At 54.8% G+C, this 17,540-nt stretch carries 16 protein-coding genes; 12 read left to right on the plus strand and 4 right to left on the minus strand.

Going from position 1 to position 17,540, the window contains the following annotated elements:
* Positions 1-124: 124 nt before the first annotated feature.
* Both dprA and IMCC3135_RS06680 read right to left on the minus strand, forming a co-directional pair.
* Complete coding sequence (dprA, locus tag IMCC3135_RS06675) at positions 125-1,357, minus strand: DNA-processing protein DprA (protein ID WP_088916899.1); 1,233 nt, start codon at positions 1,355-1,357, stop codon at positions 125-127.
* A 52-nt stretch (positions 1,358-1,409) separates the two neighbouring features.
* Positions 1,410-2,621 carry a LysM peptidoglycan-binding domain-containing protein gene (locus tag IMCC3135_RS06680; protein ID WP_205737939.1) on the minus strand — a complete coding sequence of 404 codons (1,212 nt, stop codon included), beginning with the start codon at positions 2,619-2,621 and terminating at the stop codon, positions 1,410-1,412.
* A 136-nt stretch (positions 2,622-2,757) separates the two neighbouring features.
* Here IMCC3135_RS06680 and def point away from each other — a divergent pair, with 136 nt between their 5' ends.
* From def to IMCC3135_RS06730, 10 genes are read left to right on the plus strand one after another with little or no spacing between them, the layout of a single operon-like run.
* Positions 2,758-3,288, plus strand: a complete 531-nt coding sequence (def, locus tag IMCC3135_RS06685) for a peptide deformylase (RefSeq protein WP_088916901.1) — start codon at positions 2,758-2,760, stop codon at positions 3,286-3,288.
* Positions 3,285-4,286, plus strand: a complete 1,002-nt coding sequence (gene fmt / locus IMCC3135_RS06690) for a methionyl-tRNA formyltransferase (RefSeq protein ID WP_088916902.1) — start codon at positions 3,285-3,287, stop codon at positions 4,284-4,286. The genes def and fmt overlap by 4 nt, the downstream gene beginning before the upstream one ends.
* Entirely contained in the window at positions 4,283-5,587 is a 1,305-nt protein-coding gene (gene rsmB / locus IMCC3135_RS06695; RefSeq protein WP_205737940.1) for a 16S rRNA (cytosine(967)-C(5))-methyltransferase RsmB, read from the plus strand. The genes fmt and rsmB overlap by 4 nt, the downstream gene beginning before the upstream one ends.
* Positions 5,538-6,239 carry a DUF4390 domain-containing protein gene (locus tag IMCC3135_RS06700; RefSeq protein ID WP_157735808.1) on the plus strand — a complete coding sequence of 234 codons (702 nt, stop codon included), beginning with the start codon at positions 5,538-5,540 and terminating at the stop codon, positions 6,237-6,239. Before rsmB ends, IMCC3135_RS06700 begins: the two co-directional genes overlap by 50 nt.
* Positions 6,224-8,443, plus strand: a complete 2,220-nt coding sequence (locus IMCC3135_RS06705) for a sensor histidine kinase (RefSeq protein WP_088916904.1) — start codon at positions 6,224-6,226, stop codon at positions 8,441-8,443. Before IMCC3135_RS06700 ends, IMCC3135_RS06705 begins: the two co-directional genes overlap by 16 nt.
* Positions 8,440-9,804, plus strand: coding sequence for a sigma-54-dependent transcriptional regulator (locus IMCC3135_RS06710; RefSeq protein WP_088916905.1), 1,365 nt, complete (start codon positions 8,440-8,442; stop codon positions 9,802-9,804). Before IMCC3135_RS06705 ends, IMCC3135_RS06710 begins: the two co-directional genes overlap by 4 nt.
* 21 nt (positions 9,805-9,825) lie before the next feature.
* Positions 9,826-11,199, plus strand: coding sequence for a Trk system potassium transporter TrkA (gene trkA, locus IMCC3135_RS06715; protein ID WP_088916906.1), 1,374 nt, complete (start codon positions 9,826-9,828; stop codon positions 11,197-11,199).
* 27 nt (positions 11,200-11,226) lie between these two features.
* The gene (locus IMCC3135_RS06720; protein ID WP_088921712.1) at positions 11,227-12,678 is read left to right on the plus strand and encodes a potassium transporter TrkG; all 1,452 of its coding nucleotides are present in this window, start codon (positions 11,227-11,229) and stop codon (positions 12,676-12,678) included.
* 15 nt (positions 12,679-12,693) lie between these two features.
* Positions 12,694-13,254 (plus strand): class I SAM-dependent methyltransferase, encoded by a 561-nt coding sequence (locus IMCC3135_RS06725; protein ID WP_088916907.1) that lies wholly within the window; start codon positions 12,694-12,696, stop codon positions 13,252-13,254.
* Between the two features lie 59 nt (positions 13,255-13,313).
* Positions 13,314-13,637, plus strand: coding sequence for a tetratricopeptide repeat protein (locus tag IMCC3135_RS06730; protein WP_088916908.1), 324 nt, complete (start codon positions 13,314-13,316; stop codon positions 13,635-13,637).
* Between the two features lie 75 nt (positions 13,638-13,712).
* On the opposite strand, the gene IMCC3135_RS06735 is transcribed toward IMCC3135_RS06730, so the two are convergent.
* Positions 13,713-14,072 carry a DUF1127 domain-containing protein gene (locus IMCC3135_RS06735; protein ID WP_088916909.1) on the minus strand — a complete coding sequence of 120 codons (360 nt, stop codon included), beginning with the start codon at positions 14,070-14,072 and terminating at the stop codon, positions 13,713-13,715.
* A 242-nt stretch (positions 14,073-14,314) separates the two neighbouring features.
* On the opposite strand from IMCC3135_RS06735, the gene gcvA reads away from it, so the two are divergent.
* Both gcvA and IMCC3135_RS06745 read left to right on the plus strand, forming a co-directional pair.
* A complete protein-coding gene (gene gcvA / locus IMCC3135_RS06740; RefSeq protein ID WP_088916910.1) occupies positions 14,315-15,259 on the plus strand; it encodes a transcriptional regulator GcvA in 945 nt (314 codons plus the stop codon).
* A gap of 43 nt (positions 15,260-15,302) precedes the next feature.
* Positions 15,303-16,415, plus strand: coding sequence for an NAD(P)/FAD-dependent oxidoreductase (locus IMCC3135_RS06745; RefSeq protein WP_088916911.1), 1,113 nt, complete (start codon positions 15,303-15,305; stop codon positions 16,413-16,415).
* Between the two features lie 4 nt (positions 16,416-16,419).
* Here the strand turns inward: IMCC3135_RS06745 and IMCC3135_RS06750 are convergent, their stop codons facing one another.
* Positions 16,420-17,481 (minus strand): ABC transporter ATP-binding protein, encoded by a 1,062-nt coding sequence (locus tag IMCC3135_RS06750; protein WP_088916912.1) that lies wholly within the window; start codon positions 17,479-17,481, stop codon positions 16,420-16,422.
* Between the last annotated feature and the right edge of the window lie 59 nt (positions 17,482-17,540).

The following is a 17,540-nucleotide window of genomic DNA, read 5'->3' on the forward strand; positions in this document are numbered from 1 at the left end:
TAAAGAGTCACCCAACGGGGGTTAACGGCACTATGGCAGACCGTTCACAGATTGACCGATAAGTATGACTCACGGCGATAGCGTCGTCGCTTGATCGCATTTTGTCAACGAGGCCGTGTAATTTTCAGGGTTGGCAAAGCGCATAACGGCCTCCTGCCGAAGTCCTGATCAGGCCTTTTGCTTCCAGCAAACCCAATAGAGCTGCCAGCTGCGAGACGCTCAGATGACTGTGTGTCATTAATTCGTCGATTGTGGCAGATTGACTGGCTAGTGTGCTTAACAAGGCTTGTGACTCGGAATCTGGCTGTTCCCGAGAGAGTGCCAGTTCATGCTGTTGTGGTGCGTCAATCGACTGGCTTGTTACGGATGAAGTCAATGGATGATGGGTGTGCAGAGCTGCCAGGGCCCGTTGCAAAGGTTCTCCCAGGATGTCAATGATGTCATCGTAATTTTCGACCAGGGCCGCTCCCTGTTTGATCAGGGCGTGACAACCGCGTGCCTGTAAATTGTGGATGGAGCCAGGCACGGCCATCACCTCGCGACCTTGATTCATGGCATGAGTGGCGGTCGTTAGCGTGCCGCTGGGCAAACCTGCCTCGGCTACCAGAACCCCCAGACTCAAGCCGCTGATAATTCGGTTACGTTGCGGAAAATGCCAGGGGCGGGTTACGCTCCCATGTGGATATTCAGTAATGATCAGCCCTTCGGCCTCGATTATCTGCTCTGCCAGCTCGTGGTGGCGCTTCGGGTAGACGCGTTCGGGCGGGGTAGCTGCGATCGCCAGAGTCGGGCCACGGTGGGGGCCATTGGCTGCCAGTGCGCCCTGATGGGCGGCGGCATCAACACCGATGGCAAGTCCGCTGACAATCCCCAGGCCTTTTTCAGCCAGTTCGGTGCACAGGGTTCGTGTATGGCTCAGTGCTGAGTGACTGGCCTTGCGTGAACCGACAACTGCGATCAGTGGGTAGTCCAGAGCCTGCAGGGAACCGCGGGCGTACAACAGCGGTGGTGCATCATCCGTATCCTGCAGCAGGGCAGGGTAGGCCTGGTGATCCATGCCCAGCAGGTGGTGATCGGGGCGCTGTGCCTGCCACGTCAAGGCTTGTTCGCAGCGGCGGATAGTCGCCTCGCTGAACAGCTCTTGCAGGGACACAGGGACGTTTATCTGGCGCAGGTGCTGAGCCAGAACTTCATCCTGACGAGTCAGATAGCGCTGGATCAGATCACCGATCGCCCCCGGGTCCGGGCACGATTGGCGAAGCAGACGGCACAATCGTGTGCTGTCGGCGAAAGCCAGCGAAAAAGTCAGCCAGGCTGACGTAGGGGTTTGCTTTTGAATTGAAAGCCCATCTTCCATGACGAGTAACCGCGGTTGTGCCCGCGGCCACTGTCATGGGCGCCAGGCAGATTCAGATTCCGGTGATGATGTCGTTGACCATTACCGGGCGGGTCGATTCCATGACCAGTGCATAGCTTACCTTGTCAAAGGTCTTGAATACCATTGCCACACCAGTTCGCTGATTGGGCAGAGTCACTTTTTCGTGACCACCAATGCCTCTTTCATCGACAATCGTCTTGCCACGCGTTTCGATGGCGAGCACATCGCCTTCCTGAATGCTGGATTCGGAACCGATGTTGAGAACAATCACCTGATCGCGTCCGGTTTGCGCGATGGCATTGACCAGCGAGACTATGCGGCCTTCGCCCTGGAGCGAGGGTAGTCGCGGTATATAGGTATGTGTCACCGAGCCTTCATGGGTGGGCAGCAGTATGTCGCCATTCATGGTTTCCATCTTGTTGCGAGTGATGGCAATGGCAGATGGATCTCCTGTGCTGAGTAATCGGGCGTCGGCTACATGGCTGACTTCATAGCCCAGCAGGGCGTCCGATATGGGGTCACGTAGTTCCTTGTTACGGCGAAATACACCATAGGAAGTCTGGTCGCGATTGAGCTTGCCACGTACAAAAACCTTATGACCCACGGCACTGATCAGGCGACTGTCGTAGTTGCCAACCACATACGGAGCATTGTTGATAACGTCGGCGGTCACCACTCGTGGGTGCACCAGAAACTGCTGGATGGAATCCCCGGAGATGGTTGGAATGGCATTATCCAGAGATTCAGATCGGATTTTGGGATACAGGCGCACACGACCATCGCTAGCTCGATTGCCATCCGTATCGACTCGGCCCTGTCCCTTGCGGGTCAGAACCAGTGAGGGACGACCATTGACATACTCTAGTGCCAGTACGTCACCAGGATAGATCAGATGTGGATTTTCTATCTGGGGGTTATAGCTCCAGATCTCAGGCCACAGCCAGGGTTCTTTGAGGAAACGGTCGGATATATCCCATAAAGTATCGCCGCGGACGACAGTATAGGTATCCGGCGCATCCGCTTCCAGCTGGCCTTCGTCTATATAGATTCTTGGCTCGGATGAGGTGTATTGCGGGGTCGGGCTGGTCAGTCCGTCTTCGCTGAAACGGTCGTTGATCTGGGCCGCAGGCGGCTCTACAACGAAGGCCGAGGGTGCATCAATGGACGCACAGGCAGTTAAAAGCGCGGACAGACAGACTGCCAGAGAGAGACGAGCAGTCGGTGCAGTCATAATTGGAGCCATATTCGGGAACTCTCCCTGGTTGATTCGGCGTGGTCTACCAGAAGAATCGGCGGACATTGAGAAACCTTGATACGCAAACGGGAAGCCTTGCCTGTCCCTGTTAGAATTCCGTTTTGGATAATGTCCAGGACTCCACGTGTCATTGCTAGATATTCTTTATTACCCAGACGCCCAGCTGCGCCGCACCGCCGCCAGGATTGCCAATGTTGATGGCGATCTTGTCAAGCTTATCGACCATATGTTCGAGACCATGTATGACGCGCCGGGCATCGGTCTGGCGGCGACTCAGGTCAATGTGCACAGACGTGTGATGGTTATCGACGTATCAGAGGAGAACGACAGTCCTCTGACCTTTATCAACCCCGAAATTCTCCTCGCCGAGGGGAAAGGTGAGATGCAGGAAGGCTGTTTGTCCATTCCAGGCGTCTACGAGACGGTTAAACGACCAGCAGAGATCAAGGTTGCGGCCATTGATCGTGAAGGTAACCCTTTCGAAATCGAGGCAGATGGCCTGCTGGCGGTCTGTATTCAGCATGAGATAGACCATTTGAACGGCAAACTCTTTGTCGACTACATCTCGCCGCTGAAACGGAATCGTATTCGCAAACGGCTGGAGAAGTGGGTTCGTGATGGGGCCGACCCAGACGATATACCTGAGCGCCCATGAGCAGCTCATCAGCGAGTGTGAATTGCGACAGGCTCAGAGTCGCCTTTGCCGGAACCCCGGAGTTTGCTGCCGTGGCGCTGGATGCCTTGATTCAGAGCCAGCATGAGGTGGTCGGTGTACTGACGCAGCCGGACAGACCGGCAGGCCGAGGCAGGAAACTGACTCATAGCGCCGTCAAGCAGCGTGCACTGGCGGCCGACATACCCGTGCAACAGCCCGTCAGTTTGCGCAATGATGACGCACTGGCTGAGCTGGCATCGCTGTCGGCAGATGTTCTGGTGGTCGCCGCCTATGGCATCATTTTGCCGCAAACGGTGCTGGATCTGCCTCCTTTAGGTTGTCTGAACATTCACGGCTCCTTGCTACCGCGCTGGCGCGGTGCTGCGCCCATTCATCGGGCGATTCTGGCTGGTGACACCCATACCGGTGTCTGCATCATGCAAATGGATGCAGGATTGGATACCGGGGATGTCTTGCTGGAGCGTCAGTTAGCCATTGGTGCAGACGAAACGGTTGCCCAGTTGCATGATCGTCTCGCAGCGTTGGGTGCTGCAGCACTGCTGGATGCCTTGCCGGTTCGTTGTAACGGTACGCTGCAGCCTGTCGTGCAGCCAGAAGAAGGGCTGACCTATGCCGAGAAGCTGACGAAAGCCGAAGCACAACTGGACTTCACTGAATCCTCATTGCTGATTCATCGCAAGGTCAGAGCTTTCAACCCCTGGCCGGTTGCCGAGGCCCGATTGCGTGATGAGCGCGTACGTATCTGGCAGAGCCGCTTGCTGACACCTGATGTACTTGCCAGTAGACTCGCAGCTGACAACGTTGCCGATCAACCAGCAGGAACCATTGTGCAGGTAAGTCCGGGTGCGATTGTGGTCAGAACCGGTGATGGCCTGATCGAACTGCTGCAACTGCAGTGGCCAGGCAAAAAAATGCAGAATTCCGATTCTTTCAGCCAAGGGCGTGATTTGCACGCTGAGCAATTTGCGACCCTATGAAAGCTAACGCTGCCCGACCCGTGACCATCAGTCTGCGACTCGCCTGTGTACAGCTCATGCAGCAATTGCAGACGGGGGGTGGGTCTCTGACGCGTTTGCTGCCAACGGCTCAGGCACGCGTTGTGGAGCGTGAGCAGGCGCAGTTACAGGCCTGGAGTTATGGCTTTGCCCGATTTTCCGGGGAACTTGCTGGCATCGTCGATCAGTTGCTGGACAAGCCTCTCAAGAAAAAGGATCTGGATGTCTATCTGTTACTGCAACTGGGTATCTTCCAGCTCCGGCATACACCCACCTCGGCACATGCCGCGGTGGATGAGACCGTCAAGGTCTCCAAGCATCTGAAAAAGCCATGGGCGCGAGGACTGGTCAATGCCGTGCTGCGTAACTATCAGAGGCGGGCTGAGGAGCTGGAATCAGCTTTACTTGAGTCACAACGGCTGAGCCATCCCGACTGGTTACTGAAGCGTTTGCAGGAAGACTGGCCGGATCAATGGCGGCATATTTGCGAACAGAACAATCAGCAGGCCCCGATGACCCTGAGGGTCAATAGTCGACGCGGTAGTACCGAGGATTATCAGCAACGCTTGCTGGCTGTAGAGTGTCCGGCGGCGAGTGTGCCCGAAGCGCAACAAGCACTGTGTCTGGAAAAACCGGCATCTGTACAGCAATTGCCAGGGTTCGACGCTGGCGATGTCAGCGTTCAGGATGCGGCGGCACAATTGGCCGCTGGCTATCTGAGTCGCTTCAGCGCGCCCGGTGGACGTTTGCTGGATGCCTGCTCGGCCCCGGGTGGCAAGACGGCGCATGCGCTGGAACTGGATCATTTCTCTGCAGTGGTGGCACTGGATCAGGATGCACTGCGTCTGCAGCGCGTGGCAGATACACTAACGCGGCTCGGTCTGGCAGAGCGCGCTCAGTTGCATGCTGTGGATGCCGGTGAGCTTGAGCAATGGTGGGATGGTGAGGCCTTCGATGCGGTATTGCTGGACGCTCCATGCTCGGGTACCGGCGTTATTCGCCGTCACCCTGACATCAAGCTGCTGCGTCGTGATAGCGATATTGAGGTTCTTGTTGCACTTCAAGCGCAACTGCTGGATCAACTGTGGCGCACGCTGAAGCCTGGAGGCTTTTTTCTGTACGCGACCTGTTCGACCCTGAAGGCTGAGAATGAGCAGCAAGTAGAGGCATTTCTGGCGCGTACTGACGATGCCGTATTACTGGCAGATACTCGCCAGATTTTTCCTGGTGACAATGGCATGGACGGCTTTTTCTACGCACCCATTGGCAAGCGTGCAGGATGATCAGCGCTTAGTGGATGCTGAACCAGACAAGGGGGGCTGGGCACTTGCCTTTTTGCTGGTGCCTTTGCTTACCTTGCTTGTTTTCATCGTGTTGGTCAGCATATCGGCGCGTAGCCTGTCGCTCAGTGGTGCAACCGATGGCAGCATCAAACTGGCCGATGTGGAACTGCAGCGCGAATCCGGACAGCTTTATCTATCAGCAACAGCCGATATAGATTTGCCAGAGCCGATCCGTGACGGGCTCGACAGTGGCGTGCCACTGGATTTCATCCTGACTTTGGCATTCAGTCAGTCACGAGACTACTGGTTTGATCGTTCATTGGCACAGTATCAGCATCGATTCCGATTAACCTATTATGAATTGACCCGCCATTATCGAGTGCACGCCATCGATACCGGCATCAGTCGTAACTATCGATCACTGTACGCAGCGATTGAAGGGCTGGGCACCTTCAAGCGGTTGCCTATGGCACTGGATGTAGAGGATGTCATGCACAAGATCAATGTGCAGGTTCTGGAGCAGATACCTTCCAGGGTTGTGGCGCAGCTGCAATTCAAGCTGGATTCGGATTCCCTGCCTTTACCATTGCAACCCCTGATCGCCTCCAGTTGGCGCCTGACGAGTAAGGAGTATCAGTGGCAGGTCAACTGAGCAGACTCAGGCGTCGCACCCTGACCAGTGCCGTGCTGATGGCATTGCTGTTCATCGTGCTGATCGCCTCACTGTGGGTGCTGGGGACAATCGCGCTGCAGCTCGATCGGTTTGGCCAGTATTATCACTGGCTGCTACTGGGTAATGGGCTTGCATTATGCTTTATTGCTGTTCTGATTATCATGAACGGCTGGCGCCTGGTGCGAGAGTTCCGGCAGCGCATAGCAGGCTCCAGGCTGACGGTGAAACTGGTCATCGTATCGGTCTTGCTGGCCCTGGTGCCTGTCACATTGGTCTACGGATTTTCAATACGTTTTCTGCGCGCCAATATCAACAGCTACTTTGATCTGGAAATAGAACAGGCGCTGGACGATGCGCTGGAACTCAGCCGCGAATCACTGGGACTGCAGATGCGAACGCTGCAGAGGGACACCGTTAAAGTGGCTCAGCAACTGGTTGGCGTCAGTGAGGCGGTGGCCGTAGTTGCATTGAATACACTCTCGGCAGAGACCGAAGCCAGCGAGATGACGCTGATTGGACCGGATAACCGGATTGTGGCCTCCACCGGTCTGCTCGATAGCATCAGTGTGCAGCCGAACCGCCCCGAGAATGATCTGGTTGTGCGTGCCCAGAAAGGCCTGTCGTATGTGGGTGTAGATCCTGTTGGTGACGGTGAACTGTACGTGCGTGTTGTGACACCTGTATTGTCAGAAGATCCGGTTCTGGAGAACTCAGTGCTTCAGGCTCTGTACCCGATTGCCCATCGATCCTCGGATCTGGCAGAAAGTGTGCAGACCAGTTATCAGCAATACCGTCAGCTGGTTTTTCTGCGTCGGCCGCTCATGCTCAGTTCCATGCTGACACTGTCGCTGGCATTGTTGCTTTCGGTCATGATGGCTGTGTGGTTTGCGCTCTATGCTGCACGTCGCATGATGATGCCGATTCATGATCTGGTGGAAGGCACGAGGGCGGTTGCCGAAGGCAATTACGCTACCCGGATCTATAAACGCAGCAAGAACGATGAGCTTGGTTTTCTGGTGCAGTCATTCAATTACATGACTTTGCAGTTGGAACAGAGTCGCAAGAATGCCGAACAGAGTCAGCGCCAGGTGGAGCGCCAGCGGGCACGGTTACAGGCCGTTCTGGGGCAAATCTCTTCCGGCGTTATTACGCTTGATGCTGAAAATAACGTACGCACCAGCAACCCGGCTGCCGTCACCATTCTGGGTGGGCAGCTGGTGCAGATGCGTGGGCAGGCACTGGATCATGACGCCCGCGACAACAGTGTGCTGTCGCAGTTCAGCGAACAGGTCTGCAAGCCGCTGGAGCAGTCCGGTAATCGGGAATGGTCTGCCGAGATCGAAGTCTATGACCAGGGGGGGCGCCGGTTTTTGCTCTGTCGAGGCACCGTTTTGCTGGATGCTGCCGGGGAGCTGACCGGGCGCGTCATTGTTATTGATGATATGACAACTATTATCAGTGCCCAGCGCGATGCTGCCTGGAGCGAGGTGGCAAGGCGACTTGCCCACGAGATCAAGAATCCATTGACACCGATACAACTATCAGCTGAGCGGATGCGTCACAAGTTTCAGAGTAAGCTTGAAGGTGCTGATCATGAGATGCTGGAACGCCTGACTCGTACTATCGAAAATCAGGTTGATGCGCTGAAGTCGATGGTCGATGCTTTCGCAGAATATGCCTCGACACCCAAACTGGCACTGGATCCGGCGAGTATGAATGCCTTGTTGGAAGAAGTCGCTGATCTGTATCGTGACCCGGATGGTTTGGTGAAGATAGAAATGAGCCTGGACAGCTCTGCTCCACCGATATTGATGGATCTACCGAGAATGCGTCAACTGACGCATAATTTGATAAAAAACGCACTTGAGGCGCAGCAGTCGCAATCTGTTAAAACTGTGCATCTGAGTACCCATTACCGGCAATTGTCATTGCAGGATATGCTGGAAATCGTCACCCAGGATGATGGTCCCGGATTCCCGATCGAGCTGATGGATCGATTGTTCGAACCCTATGTTTCGTCGAAGCCCAAAGGCACAGGGCTGGGGCTGGCTATCGTCAAGAAGATTGTTGAAGAACACAATGGCAGAATACGTGCTGAAAACCGCCGAGAACGAGGTGCTGCCGTGATTATAAGTCTGCCGTATCCCACATCCCAGCTGCCATCTCAAGGAGATGACGTATGAGTGAACATGCTGTCCTGGTCGTCGATGACGAGCCAGACATTCGCAGTTTACTGCAGGAAATTCTTGAAGATGAAGGTTATGCGGTCTCTACAGCCGATACCGCCGCTGCGGCCCAGGCCTGTATAGAGGAGGCGCGACCGGATCTGGTCTTGCTGGATATCTGGATGCCTGACATGGATGGCGTCACTTTGCTGAAATCGTGGAAACGGGCAGGGACTCTGGATTTTCCGGTCATCATGATCTCAGGTCACGGCACGGTGGAGACCGCCGTCGAGGCGACCCGGCACGGTGCCGTGGATTTCATCGAAAAGCCGCTGTCTCTGGCCAAATTGTTGTTGACGGTGGAAAAGGCACTGGCAGAGACATTCGTACCGGAGGGTGGCAAGGAGCCGAATTTACCTGCGACCCGACGTCTGCCATTGGCTCTGGGGGTCAGTGATTACGTCAAGTCAATGCGTAACCAGATAGACACTCAGGCAAATCGCAGTGATTCGTTGTTGCTGATTGGTGAGGCAGGTAGTGGCCGTGTGCTGTTTGCCCAGAGTGCACATGATATGAATCCTGGTATCAGCGGACGATTCATCCAGTTGCGCTGTGACACGCTTTCATCGGCGAACGCTCATCGTGAGCTGTATGGGGATGAGAGCGCTGCAGGTGTCAGCATGGGTTTTCTCGAATCTGCGGCCGGTGGCACCTTGTTTCTGACTGACATAGAGCATCTGCCCTCAAGCGCTCAGCATTACCTGCATCAGGCTATAGAGCAGCAAGGCTTTACACGGGTTGGAGGAACCTCGCGAGTGCCCTTCAGGGCCCGGTTGGTGGCCTCATCCCGTAACGAACTGTCATTGGCGGTGCGTCAGGGCGCACTTGATGCAGCACTGGCCAGCTTGCTCAGTGATGAGACCATCCACATCAAGCCCCTGCGTGAACATCCTGAAGATATTCCGGCGCTACTGGAGGGGCTGGTTGATTGGCATGTGGCCGAAGAGGGACTGGTTTATCGGCATTTCACCGTGGCGGCGCAGAATCGTCTGCGTAACCTGGACTGGCCAGGTAACCTTCTGGAAATGAAAAATCTGGTGCAGCGTATTCTGTTACTGGGTGGTTCGGCCGAAATAGAAGTACCTGAGGTCAACAGGGTGTTGGGCATTGTCGTTAACAGTGACACGACGGTGGCACTACGCCACGACTTGCCCTTACGTGAGGCGCGCGCCGACTTTGAACGTCAGTATCTGTTGAGATGTCTGGCAGAAACTCAGGGAAATATCGGCGACCTGGCTAAACATGTGGGCATGGAGCGCACTCATCTCTATCGAAAACTGCGGAGTCTGGATATTGACCTCGACAAGGTTCGAGAATAATCGGCAAGCGCAGAAAACACCATGAAAATCATTGTTCTTGGAGCCGGCCAGGTCGGTCTCACCGTCGCTTATAGTCTGGCGCTGGAGGATAACGATGTCACCATCGTTGATACCAATGCGCCCATGCTGCGCGAGCTGGCAAGAAACTCCGATCTGGCAACGGTCATCGGACATGCCTCGCACCCTGAAGTCCTGCGCTCTGCAGGTGCCGAAGATGCGGACATGATTATTGCTGCAACAGATTCGGATGAGACGAACATCGTGGCCATCCAGATCGCCTACACCCTGTTCCGGACGCCGGCCAAGATTGCGCGGATACGTTCAGCAGAATACATGCGCGAGAAGAACCTGTTCGACAACGACAATATACCCATCGATGTCATCATCAGTCCCGAGCAGTTGGTGACCGAACATATTCAGCGCATCATCGAGCATCCCGGGGCTATTCAGGTGGTTGATTTTGCCAAGGGCAAGGTACGTCTGGTAGGCATTGAAGTGCAGAAGGGGGCACCCATGGCTGGCCTCCCACTGTCAGATCTGGCCATGTTGCTGGGAGAGGTTGAAATCCGGGTTGTGGGCGTCTATCGCGGAGAGGATGTCATTATCCCCGACGGCGAGACCGTGATGAAGGTAGAGGACATCGTCTTTTTCATGGGTATGCGACAGCACACTGCCAAGGCGATGGCGCAGTTTCATCTCGATAGCACGCCGTGCAAGCGAGTCATGATTGCAGGTGGCGGTAATATCGGTCTGCTGCTGGCCAAGACGCTGGAGCGCCTCTATAGAGTCAAGGTCATCGAAGCTCGCGAAGATCGAGCGGAATTGTTGTCCTCTATGCTCAACAGCGCCATGGTGCTACATGGTGACGCTGCCAATCAGGAAATGCTGATCAATGAAAATATTCAGGAAATGGATGTTTTCTGCGCATTGACCAACGATGATGAGGCAAACATTCTGTCGGCCATGCTGGCCAAGCACATGGGTGCCAGAAAGATCATGTCCCTGATCAATCGTCCCGCTTATGTCGAACTGGTAGAGCGCGACATCATTGATGTTGCCATATCGCCACAGCAGATCACCATTGGTGCGTTGCTGACCCTGATCCGTCGAGGCGACGTTGTAGCGGTGCATTCCTTGCGACGTGGTGAGGCAGAAGCGCTGGAAGGCGTGGCGCACGGTGATGAGGAGACCTCGGTACTGGTAGGGCGTTGTATTTCAGAGTTGCCATTGCCCAAGAGTGCCAGTATCGGTGTTGTCGTACGCGGTGAGGAGGTGCTGATGGCTCATCACGATCTGGTGATCGAGCCAGAAGATCATCTGATCGTTTTGATCACCAACAAGCAACAGATCGCAGATGTGGAAAAACTTTTCCAGGTCGGCGTGACCTTCGTTTAGCAGAGGTCCGCCATGTCAGCTATCCCTATCCAGATCAAAGTCGTGCAGCGAGTCGTCGGCATCTTGCTGGCGATGTTCAGTGTCACCTTCGTTACGCCCGTTATCGTGGGGCTGCTCTATCGTGACCCTCTCAATTCCATTACACCGTTTTTCGAAGCCTTTGCTGCAACCATGCTGGTCGGTCTGTTACTGGCGTTGCCGGTCAGGTCGCACAAGGGGAAGCTGCGTCTGCGGGACGGTTTTCTGGTTGTTGTGCTGTTCTGGGCGGTACTGGGAATATTCGGTGGTTTGCCGTTTTATCTGTACACCCCGCTGGATCTGACCGTAGGCGCAGCCATTTTCGAATCCATGTCCGGGTTGACGACCACGGGTGCGACGGTGATTCTCGGTCTGGACCTGCTGCCACGTTCGATACTGTTCTATCGCCAGCAGATGCAGTGGTTCGGTGGCATGGGAATCATCGTGCTGGCCATTGCTGTTCTGCCCATGCTGGGTGTGGGCGGGCAGGCTTTGTTCAAGGCCGAGACGCCGGGTCTCAACAAGGAAAAACTGACACCCCGTATTGCTGGTACCGCCAAGGCACTCTGGTACATCTACCTGGGTTTGACGGTGGTCTGTGCACTAGCCTACTGGGCTGCTGGTATGACAGGGTTCGATGCTATTTCACACAGTTTCTCAACGGTTGCGATTGGTGGTTTCTCCACCCATGACAGCAGCATCGGGTATTTTGACAGCACCATGATCGAGATGATTGCCGTGATCTTCATGCTGATATCCGGCGTGAATTTCGGTCTTCACTTCACCGCCGCCAGGCAAATTAATTTCAAGCACTACTGGCGCGACGAAGAGTTCCGAGCCTATGTGATTATCGCGCTTGTATTAACGGTGGTTACCGCCTCCTATCTGTTTCTGACCGAAACTTCAGACTGGAAAATCTCACTCCGAAATGCCCTTTTCCACGTTGTCTCCATTGGTACGACGACGGGATTTACCTCTGAAGAATATTTCAACTGGCCCGGTTTTTTGCCAGTGCTACTGTTGTTTGCAAGCTTCATCGGTGGTTGTGCCGGTTCTACAGGTGGCGGTATGAAGGTCATTCGTGTCTTGCTGCTCTTCAAGCAGGGACAGCGCGAAATGGGACGACTGTTGCATCCTCACGCAACCATCATGGTCAAGGTGGGGGGCATGACCCTGCCTAATCGCATGATCGATGTCGTCTGGGGTTTCTTTGCCAGTTATGTGGCCTTGCTGGCCATCATGCTGCTGTTATTGATGGCAGCGGGTCTGGACCAGGAAAGTGCGTTCTCTGCAGTGGTGGCCTGTTTGAACAATCTGGGTCCGGGCCTGGGAACGGTCGCTGCCAATTATTCCAGCCTCGGAGATTTCTCCCTGTATGTGCTGAGTATCGCCATGCTCTTCGGTCGTCTGGAAATATTCACCATGTTGGTGTTGTTTACACCGGCTTTCTGGCGACAATAGGGCAGGGCTTCCGGGATGAGTGAGATCAGCAGTAAGTGGAATGAGCGATATGCGAACTCAGGGCATCCACTGCCGGCGGTGGCGGATGTACTACTAAAGGGAGAGCACTGGTTGCCCGGCACAGCGAGTGAGCGGCCATCCATGGCAGCACTTGATCTGGCTTGTGGTCGAGCGGCTAACGGCGAATGGTTGGCTCAACGTGGGTTCCACGTGAGCGCCTGGGATATCAGCAAGAATGCCATCGCTGATATCCAGCAACGTCCGGCATCCCGGGTGGCTGTTGCTCAGGTACGCGATCTTGAAAAACAACCTCCGTTGCCACACAGTTTTGATGTCATCATCGTGTGTCGATTTCTTGATCGCACGCTGTGTCAGGCTATTTGCGAGGCGCTGAAGCCCGGCGGCATTCTGTTCTACCAGACATTCACACACGGGCTGTCCAATCCGGATTTTCTGCTGAGAAGTAACGAGCTGCTGAGTCTTTTCGCCAGCCTCTCGATTCTTGAGTACCATGAGCCAGAGCCGGACGAGTCTGGTAAAGCCGAGGCCCGGTTGATTGCGCGTCGACAGGATTGACAGTCTGTAAAGCACGCTCCAATTAGAAATTCCAATCAAGTCATGGGAGTAAAGAGTCAATGAGTCAGACTGAAATGTTTGAAGCCATGTTGGCACGAGGGCAGGATAACGAAATGCTGCGCTACACCCTCGGCAATGCCTATTTTGCAGAAAGTGAATTTGGCAAGTCCATCGAACACCTGCAGCAGGCTGTTTTGCTGAAGCCGGACTATTCAGCCGCCTGGCGTGTGTTGGGAAGGGCGCTGGCTGGGGATGGACAATTGCAAGAGGCAAAGTCCGCGTTCGATCAGGGTGAAAAGGTGGCCGAAGCCAATGGCGATATACAGGCTGCCAAAGAGATCAATGTATTCCGCAAACGAGTGCTGAAAGCTCTGGATGAATGAGCCAGTAGCGGTCTCGTCAGAAATTCAGAATTTCTGACGAGACTGTGGCAGTACTACTGGATTGAGTGGTTGGCATCAGGCCGCTTTTTGCCGTTGATCTGCAACAACACCTGCACGTCCGGATTCAACAGATTGCTCGATCGTGCCGCGAGTGATACCCAGGTCGGCCAACTCTGCATCGTTGAGAGATTTCAAGTCGGTAATAGCCTGAGCACGTGACTTCAGTGCCGGGTTGCCATATGACGATGCATCCTGCGCCTCCATGGTGCGCCATGGCCATGCGCTGACACCTTCTTGCAGTAATCCTCGTGAAAAACCGCTATCTGCCAGCATGCGATCATCACAACGCAAAAGGTGCTCTCGGGCTAAAATGCGTCCACGAAGGGTCATATAACGTTCATAACCCTGTGCCATATTCTTGAATACCTTGAACATGTGTCTCTCCTGATAAGCTGCATGAATAATGTTTCATCAATCCAGACCCGTTCTGCTTACACACTGTCCTGATATGGCAATGAAACCTGCCTGACCGAGCACAAGGCCGTTATATCAGTAAGCAATGCAGTTAGCTTCGTGTCGCAATTGACTTGGGATCAATCTATGCATTACTACTCACACTGACAAACGACATTTTCTTTTGGTACCTGGTAGTAGAACTAAGGGTTCGTGAATAAACTATGGCAGGACCACTTCCATTAAACGCGCTGAACGCCTTTGAAGTTGCGGCGCGGCACGAAAGCTTCAGTAAGGCGGCGGAGGAATTGAACGTCACTCCGGCAGCAATAAGTCAGCAGATACGCATGCTTGAGGAGTTACTTGGCGTACAGTTGTTCCATCGGCTCAATAGAGGGTTGGCTCTGACGGATGCGGGCAAGTCCGGATTGAGCAAACTGCAACATGGGTTTCAGAGCGTCACTGAGGCCGTTCAGCAGATTCAATCCGAGCAGTCTCAGAGCTTGAATGTCTGGATGGCACCATCATTTGCTTCCAAATGGCTGATGCCGCGTATGCATCGGTTTGTCGAAAAGCATCCGTCCATCGATTTGCGAATTTCGGCAAGCGTGGAGTTGGTGGACACCAGTGCATCGGCCCCCTCACTCAGTGAAGACATTTTGCACAGGCACGACATTGATGTCGCCATACGCTTTGGCAGTGGCAACTACCCGGGCTGCCGGGTTGAAAAATTGATGGACGTGACCGCTCTGCCCATGTGCAGTCCGAGCCTGCTGGAAGACAGTAGCAGGCCACTGCGATGCCCGGAGGATCTTGCCGGACACACATTACTGCACGACGAAACGCCCTACGAGGGACGTCCTGACTGGTCTGGCTGGCTGGACGCTGTCGGGGTAACGTCGGTGGACGGAACCCGTGGCTTGCGGTTCAACCGGGTATCCCTGGCACTAGCCGCAGCTGTAGAAGCGCAAGGGGTAGTACTGAGTCTGGAGCAGTTGGCGGCGAACGACCTGGAAAAGGGGCGACTGGTGATTCCATTCGAACATCGGGTGAAGCTGACCCATGCCTATCACTGCATCAGCCTTGAACATACAGAGGATGATGAACGCGTACGGACTTTCAAGGAGTGGCTGTTCGAAGAAGCCTCGAACATGAAGACCACAGGTTGATCTGCTAAGATCAGCAGCCCGATTCAAGGACTCAGGCTGAGACGTGGATACTGATTGCGAATGTATCGTCATTGGCGCTGGTGTTGTCGGGCTTGCCATCGCGGCAAAGTTGGCCGCGGCAGGTCGAGACGTTCTGGTGCTGGAAGGTGAGGCGCACTTCGGCACCATCACCAGCGCCCGCAACTCCGAAGTCATTCATGCCGGTATCTATTACCCGGCTGGCAGCCTGAAGGCAAGACTCTGTGTTGAGGGCCGTGATGCCCTGTATCGCTATTGCGCTGATCATCAGATCGAACACGCACAATGTGGCAAGCTCATCGTGGCAACGTCCACCAGTCAGCTTGAGCAGCTGGAGTCAATTCAGCAGCGAGCACTGGTCAACGGCGTTTCTGATATTCGCCTGCTTGCTGCGGAAGAGGCCATGTCCATGGAGCCGCAGCTGAAGTGTCTGGGGGCTTTGCACTCACCGTCGACTGGCATCATTGACACCCATGGGCTGATGCTCTCATTGCTGGGAGAGGGGGAGCGCTTTGGTGCCGCACTGGCCACGCATTCGCCGGTGGCAAGCATGTCCCATGATGTTGCCAGTGGTGTCTATACCGTGAACGTTGTCGGTGAAAATGCCATGTCACTGACCACACGCCATGTCATCAATGCAGCTGGTCACGGTGCCTGCGCCCTGGCAGCTCCACTGCTGGCTAGCACCTCACAAGCCAAGGTGACACCGGTTCTGAGCAAGGGAAACTATTTCCGGCTATCCGGCAAAGCGCCTTTCAGTCGCCTGATCTATCCCGTACCGGAGCAGGGTGGTCTGGGTGTACACATCACCATCGATCTGGGTGGGCAGGCGCGTTTTGGTCCGGACGTCGAGCCCGTCAACGAAGAAAACTATTCAGTGGATCCAGCCCGGTCAGCTGGATTCTATGCCGCGGTGCGCGAATACTGGCCCGGCTTGCCGGATGATTCTCTGGCGCCGGACTATGCAGGCATTCGTCCCAAGATCGAAGTGGATGGCGAGCTGTATACCGATTTCATGATTCAGTCACCGGCAGACCACGGCATGCCCGGTCTGATCAACCTGTTTGGCGTGGAATCACCTGGGTTGACTGCCTGTCTGGCTATTGCAGATGACGTGCATCGCCTGATGCCGGATTAACACTTCAGCTAAAGGCGTTGTCCTGACGCTCGAAGATGACCAGGTGATCCAGCTGCAGACGAATACCGAACTCTTCACCGACGGGATGATTATGGTGAGAGGGGGCCAGGCACAATAAACGCGTATTACCCGGCATTCGTAGTGTGTAAAGGTGATCAGCGCCCCGAAAATCACGTGCCACCACTGTTGCCTTGTTGGGGCTCTGGTCGTCGTGAAGAATATCGTCTGGTCGCACCAGTAACTCAATCAGGGTGCCTGATGGCAGATCTTCACTGAGCTCTCCCTGGATGATACCCAGTTCGGTCTGTATGACGTTGTCTTCCAGCGTGTTGCCACACAGAAAGACACCCTCGCCAATGAAGTCGGCAACAAACCGGTCTGAGGGGGTGTGGTACAGGCTATAGGCATCGTCCCACTGGCGCAGCCGACCTTCGGACACCACACCTATATGGTCGGCAATGGCAAATGCCTCGAATTGATCATGGGTGACCAGAACCGCAGTAATGCCATCGCGTTTGAGGATTTCGCGCACCTCGTGAGCCAGCTGTACGCGACGTTCTGTGTCCTGGCTGCTGAACGGCTCATCCAGCAGCAGCACTGGTGGCCGGGGTGCCATGGCTCGTATCAAGGCAACCCGTTGCTGTTGTCCGCCGGATAGCTGATGAGGATAGGCATTGGCGTAGTCCTGCATGCTGACCAGATCAAGTAGTTCATTGACCCGTTGGTCTGTCTCTTTACGCGTCCGGCCATTGATGCCAAAGGCGACATTCTTGCGAACTGTCATGTGCGGGAACAGCGCCAGGTCCTGAAAGACCATGCCCACACGCCTTTGCTCGGGAGAGGCCTGGGTTTCAGAATTGGCGACAAGCTCGCCGGCGATGGATAGTTTGCCGGCGGAAGGGGCCTGAAAGCCGCCAATGGTGCGCAGCAGGGTGGTCTTGCCACAGCCACTGGGGCCTAGCAGGCAACCAATGTCACCTGGTTTCAGGGAAAATGACACATCATCGATGATACGAGTACCATCGATATCGACATATATGTGTTCTAGTTCTAGCTGATTTTCCATGGCCCGAATGATAACCCAAGCTTGGCAAAAGGTTCTGCCTGGCATTTCCATCATCCGGG

Origin of the sequence: Granulosicoccus antarcticus IMCC3135, assembly GCF_002215215.1 — a bacterium.
Classification (GTDB): domain Bacteria; phylum Pseudomonadota; class Gammaproteobacteria; order Granulosicoccales; family Granulosicoccaceae; genus Granulosicoccus; species Granulosicoccus antarcticus.

Excerpts from the sequence above, each read along its gene's own strand:
- rsmB (WP_205737940.1), top strand. The coding sequence starts at position 4,283 with ATGAAAGCTAACGCTGCCCGACCCGTGACCATCAGTCTGCGACTCGCC.
- IMCC3135_RS06735 (WP_088916909.1), bottom strand. The coding sequence starts at position 14,072 with ATGTTCAAGGTATTCAAGAATATGGCACAGGGTTATGAACGTTATATG.
- IMCC3135_RS06725 (WP_088916907.1), top strand. The coding sequence starts at position 12,694 with ATGAGTGAGATCAGCAGTAAGTGGAATGAGCGATATGCGAACTCAGGG.
- fmt (WP_088916902.1), top strand. The coding sequence starts at position 3,285 with ATGAGCAGCTCATCAGCGAGTGTGAATTGCGACAGGCTCAGAGTCGCC.
- IMCC3135_RS06710 (WP_088916905.1), top strand. The coding sequence starts at position 8,440 with ATGAGTGAACATGCTGTCCTGGTCGTCGATGACGAGCCAGACATTCGC.
- gcvA (WP_088916910.1), top strand. The coding sequence starts at position 14,315 with ATGGCAGGACCACTTCCATTAAACGCGCTGAACGCCTTTGAAGTTGCG.
- IMCC3135_RS06680 (WP_205737939.1), bottom strand. The coding sequence starts at position 2,621 with ATGGCTCCAATTATGACTGCACCGACTGCTCGTCTCTCTCTGGCAGTC.
- IMCC3135_RS06730 (WP_088916908.1), top strand. The coding sequence starts at position 13,314 with ATGAGTCAGACTGAAATGTTTGAAGCCATGTTGGCACGAGGGCAGGAT.
- trkA (WP_088916906.1), top strand. The coding sequence starts at position 9,826 with ATGAAAATCATTGTTCTTGGAGCCGGCCAGGTCGGTCTCACCGTCGCT.
- IMCC3135_RS06750 (WP_088916912.1), bottom strand. The coding sequence starts at position 17,481 with ATGGAAAATCAGCTAGAACTAGAACACATATATGTCGATATCGATGGT.
- IMCC3135_RS06700 (WP_157735808.1), top strand. The coding sequence starts at position 5,538 with ATGGCATGGACGGCTTTTTCTACGCACCCATTGGCAAGCGTGCAGGAT.
- dprA (WP_088916899.1), bottom strand. The coding sequence starts at position 1,357 with ATGGAAGATGGGCTTTCAATTCAAAAGCAAACCCCTACGTCAGCCTGG.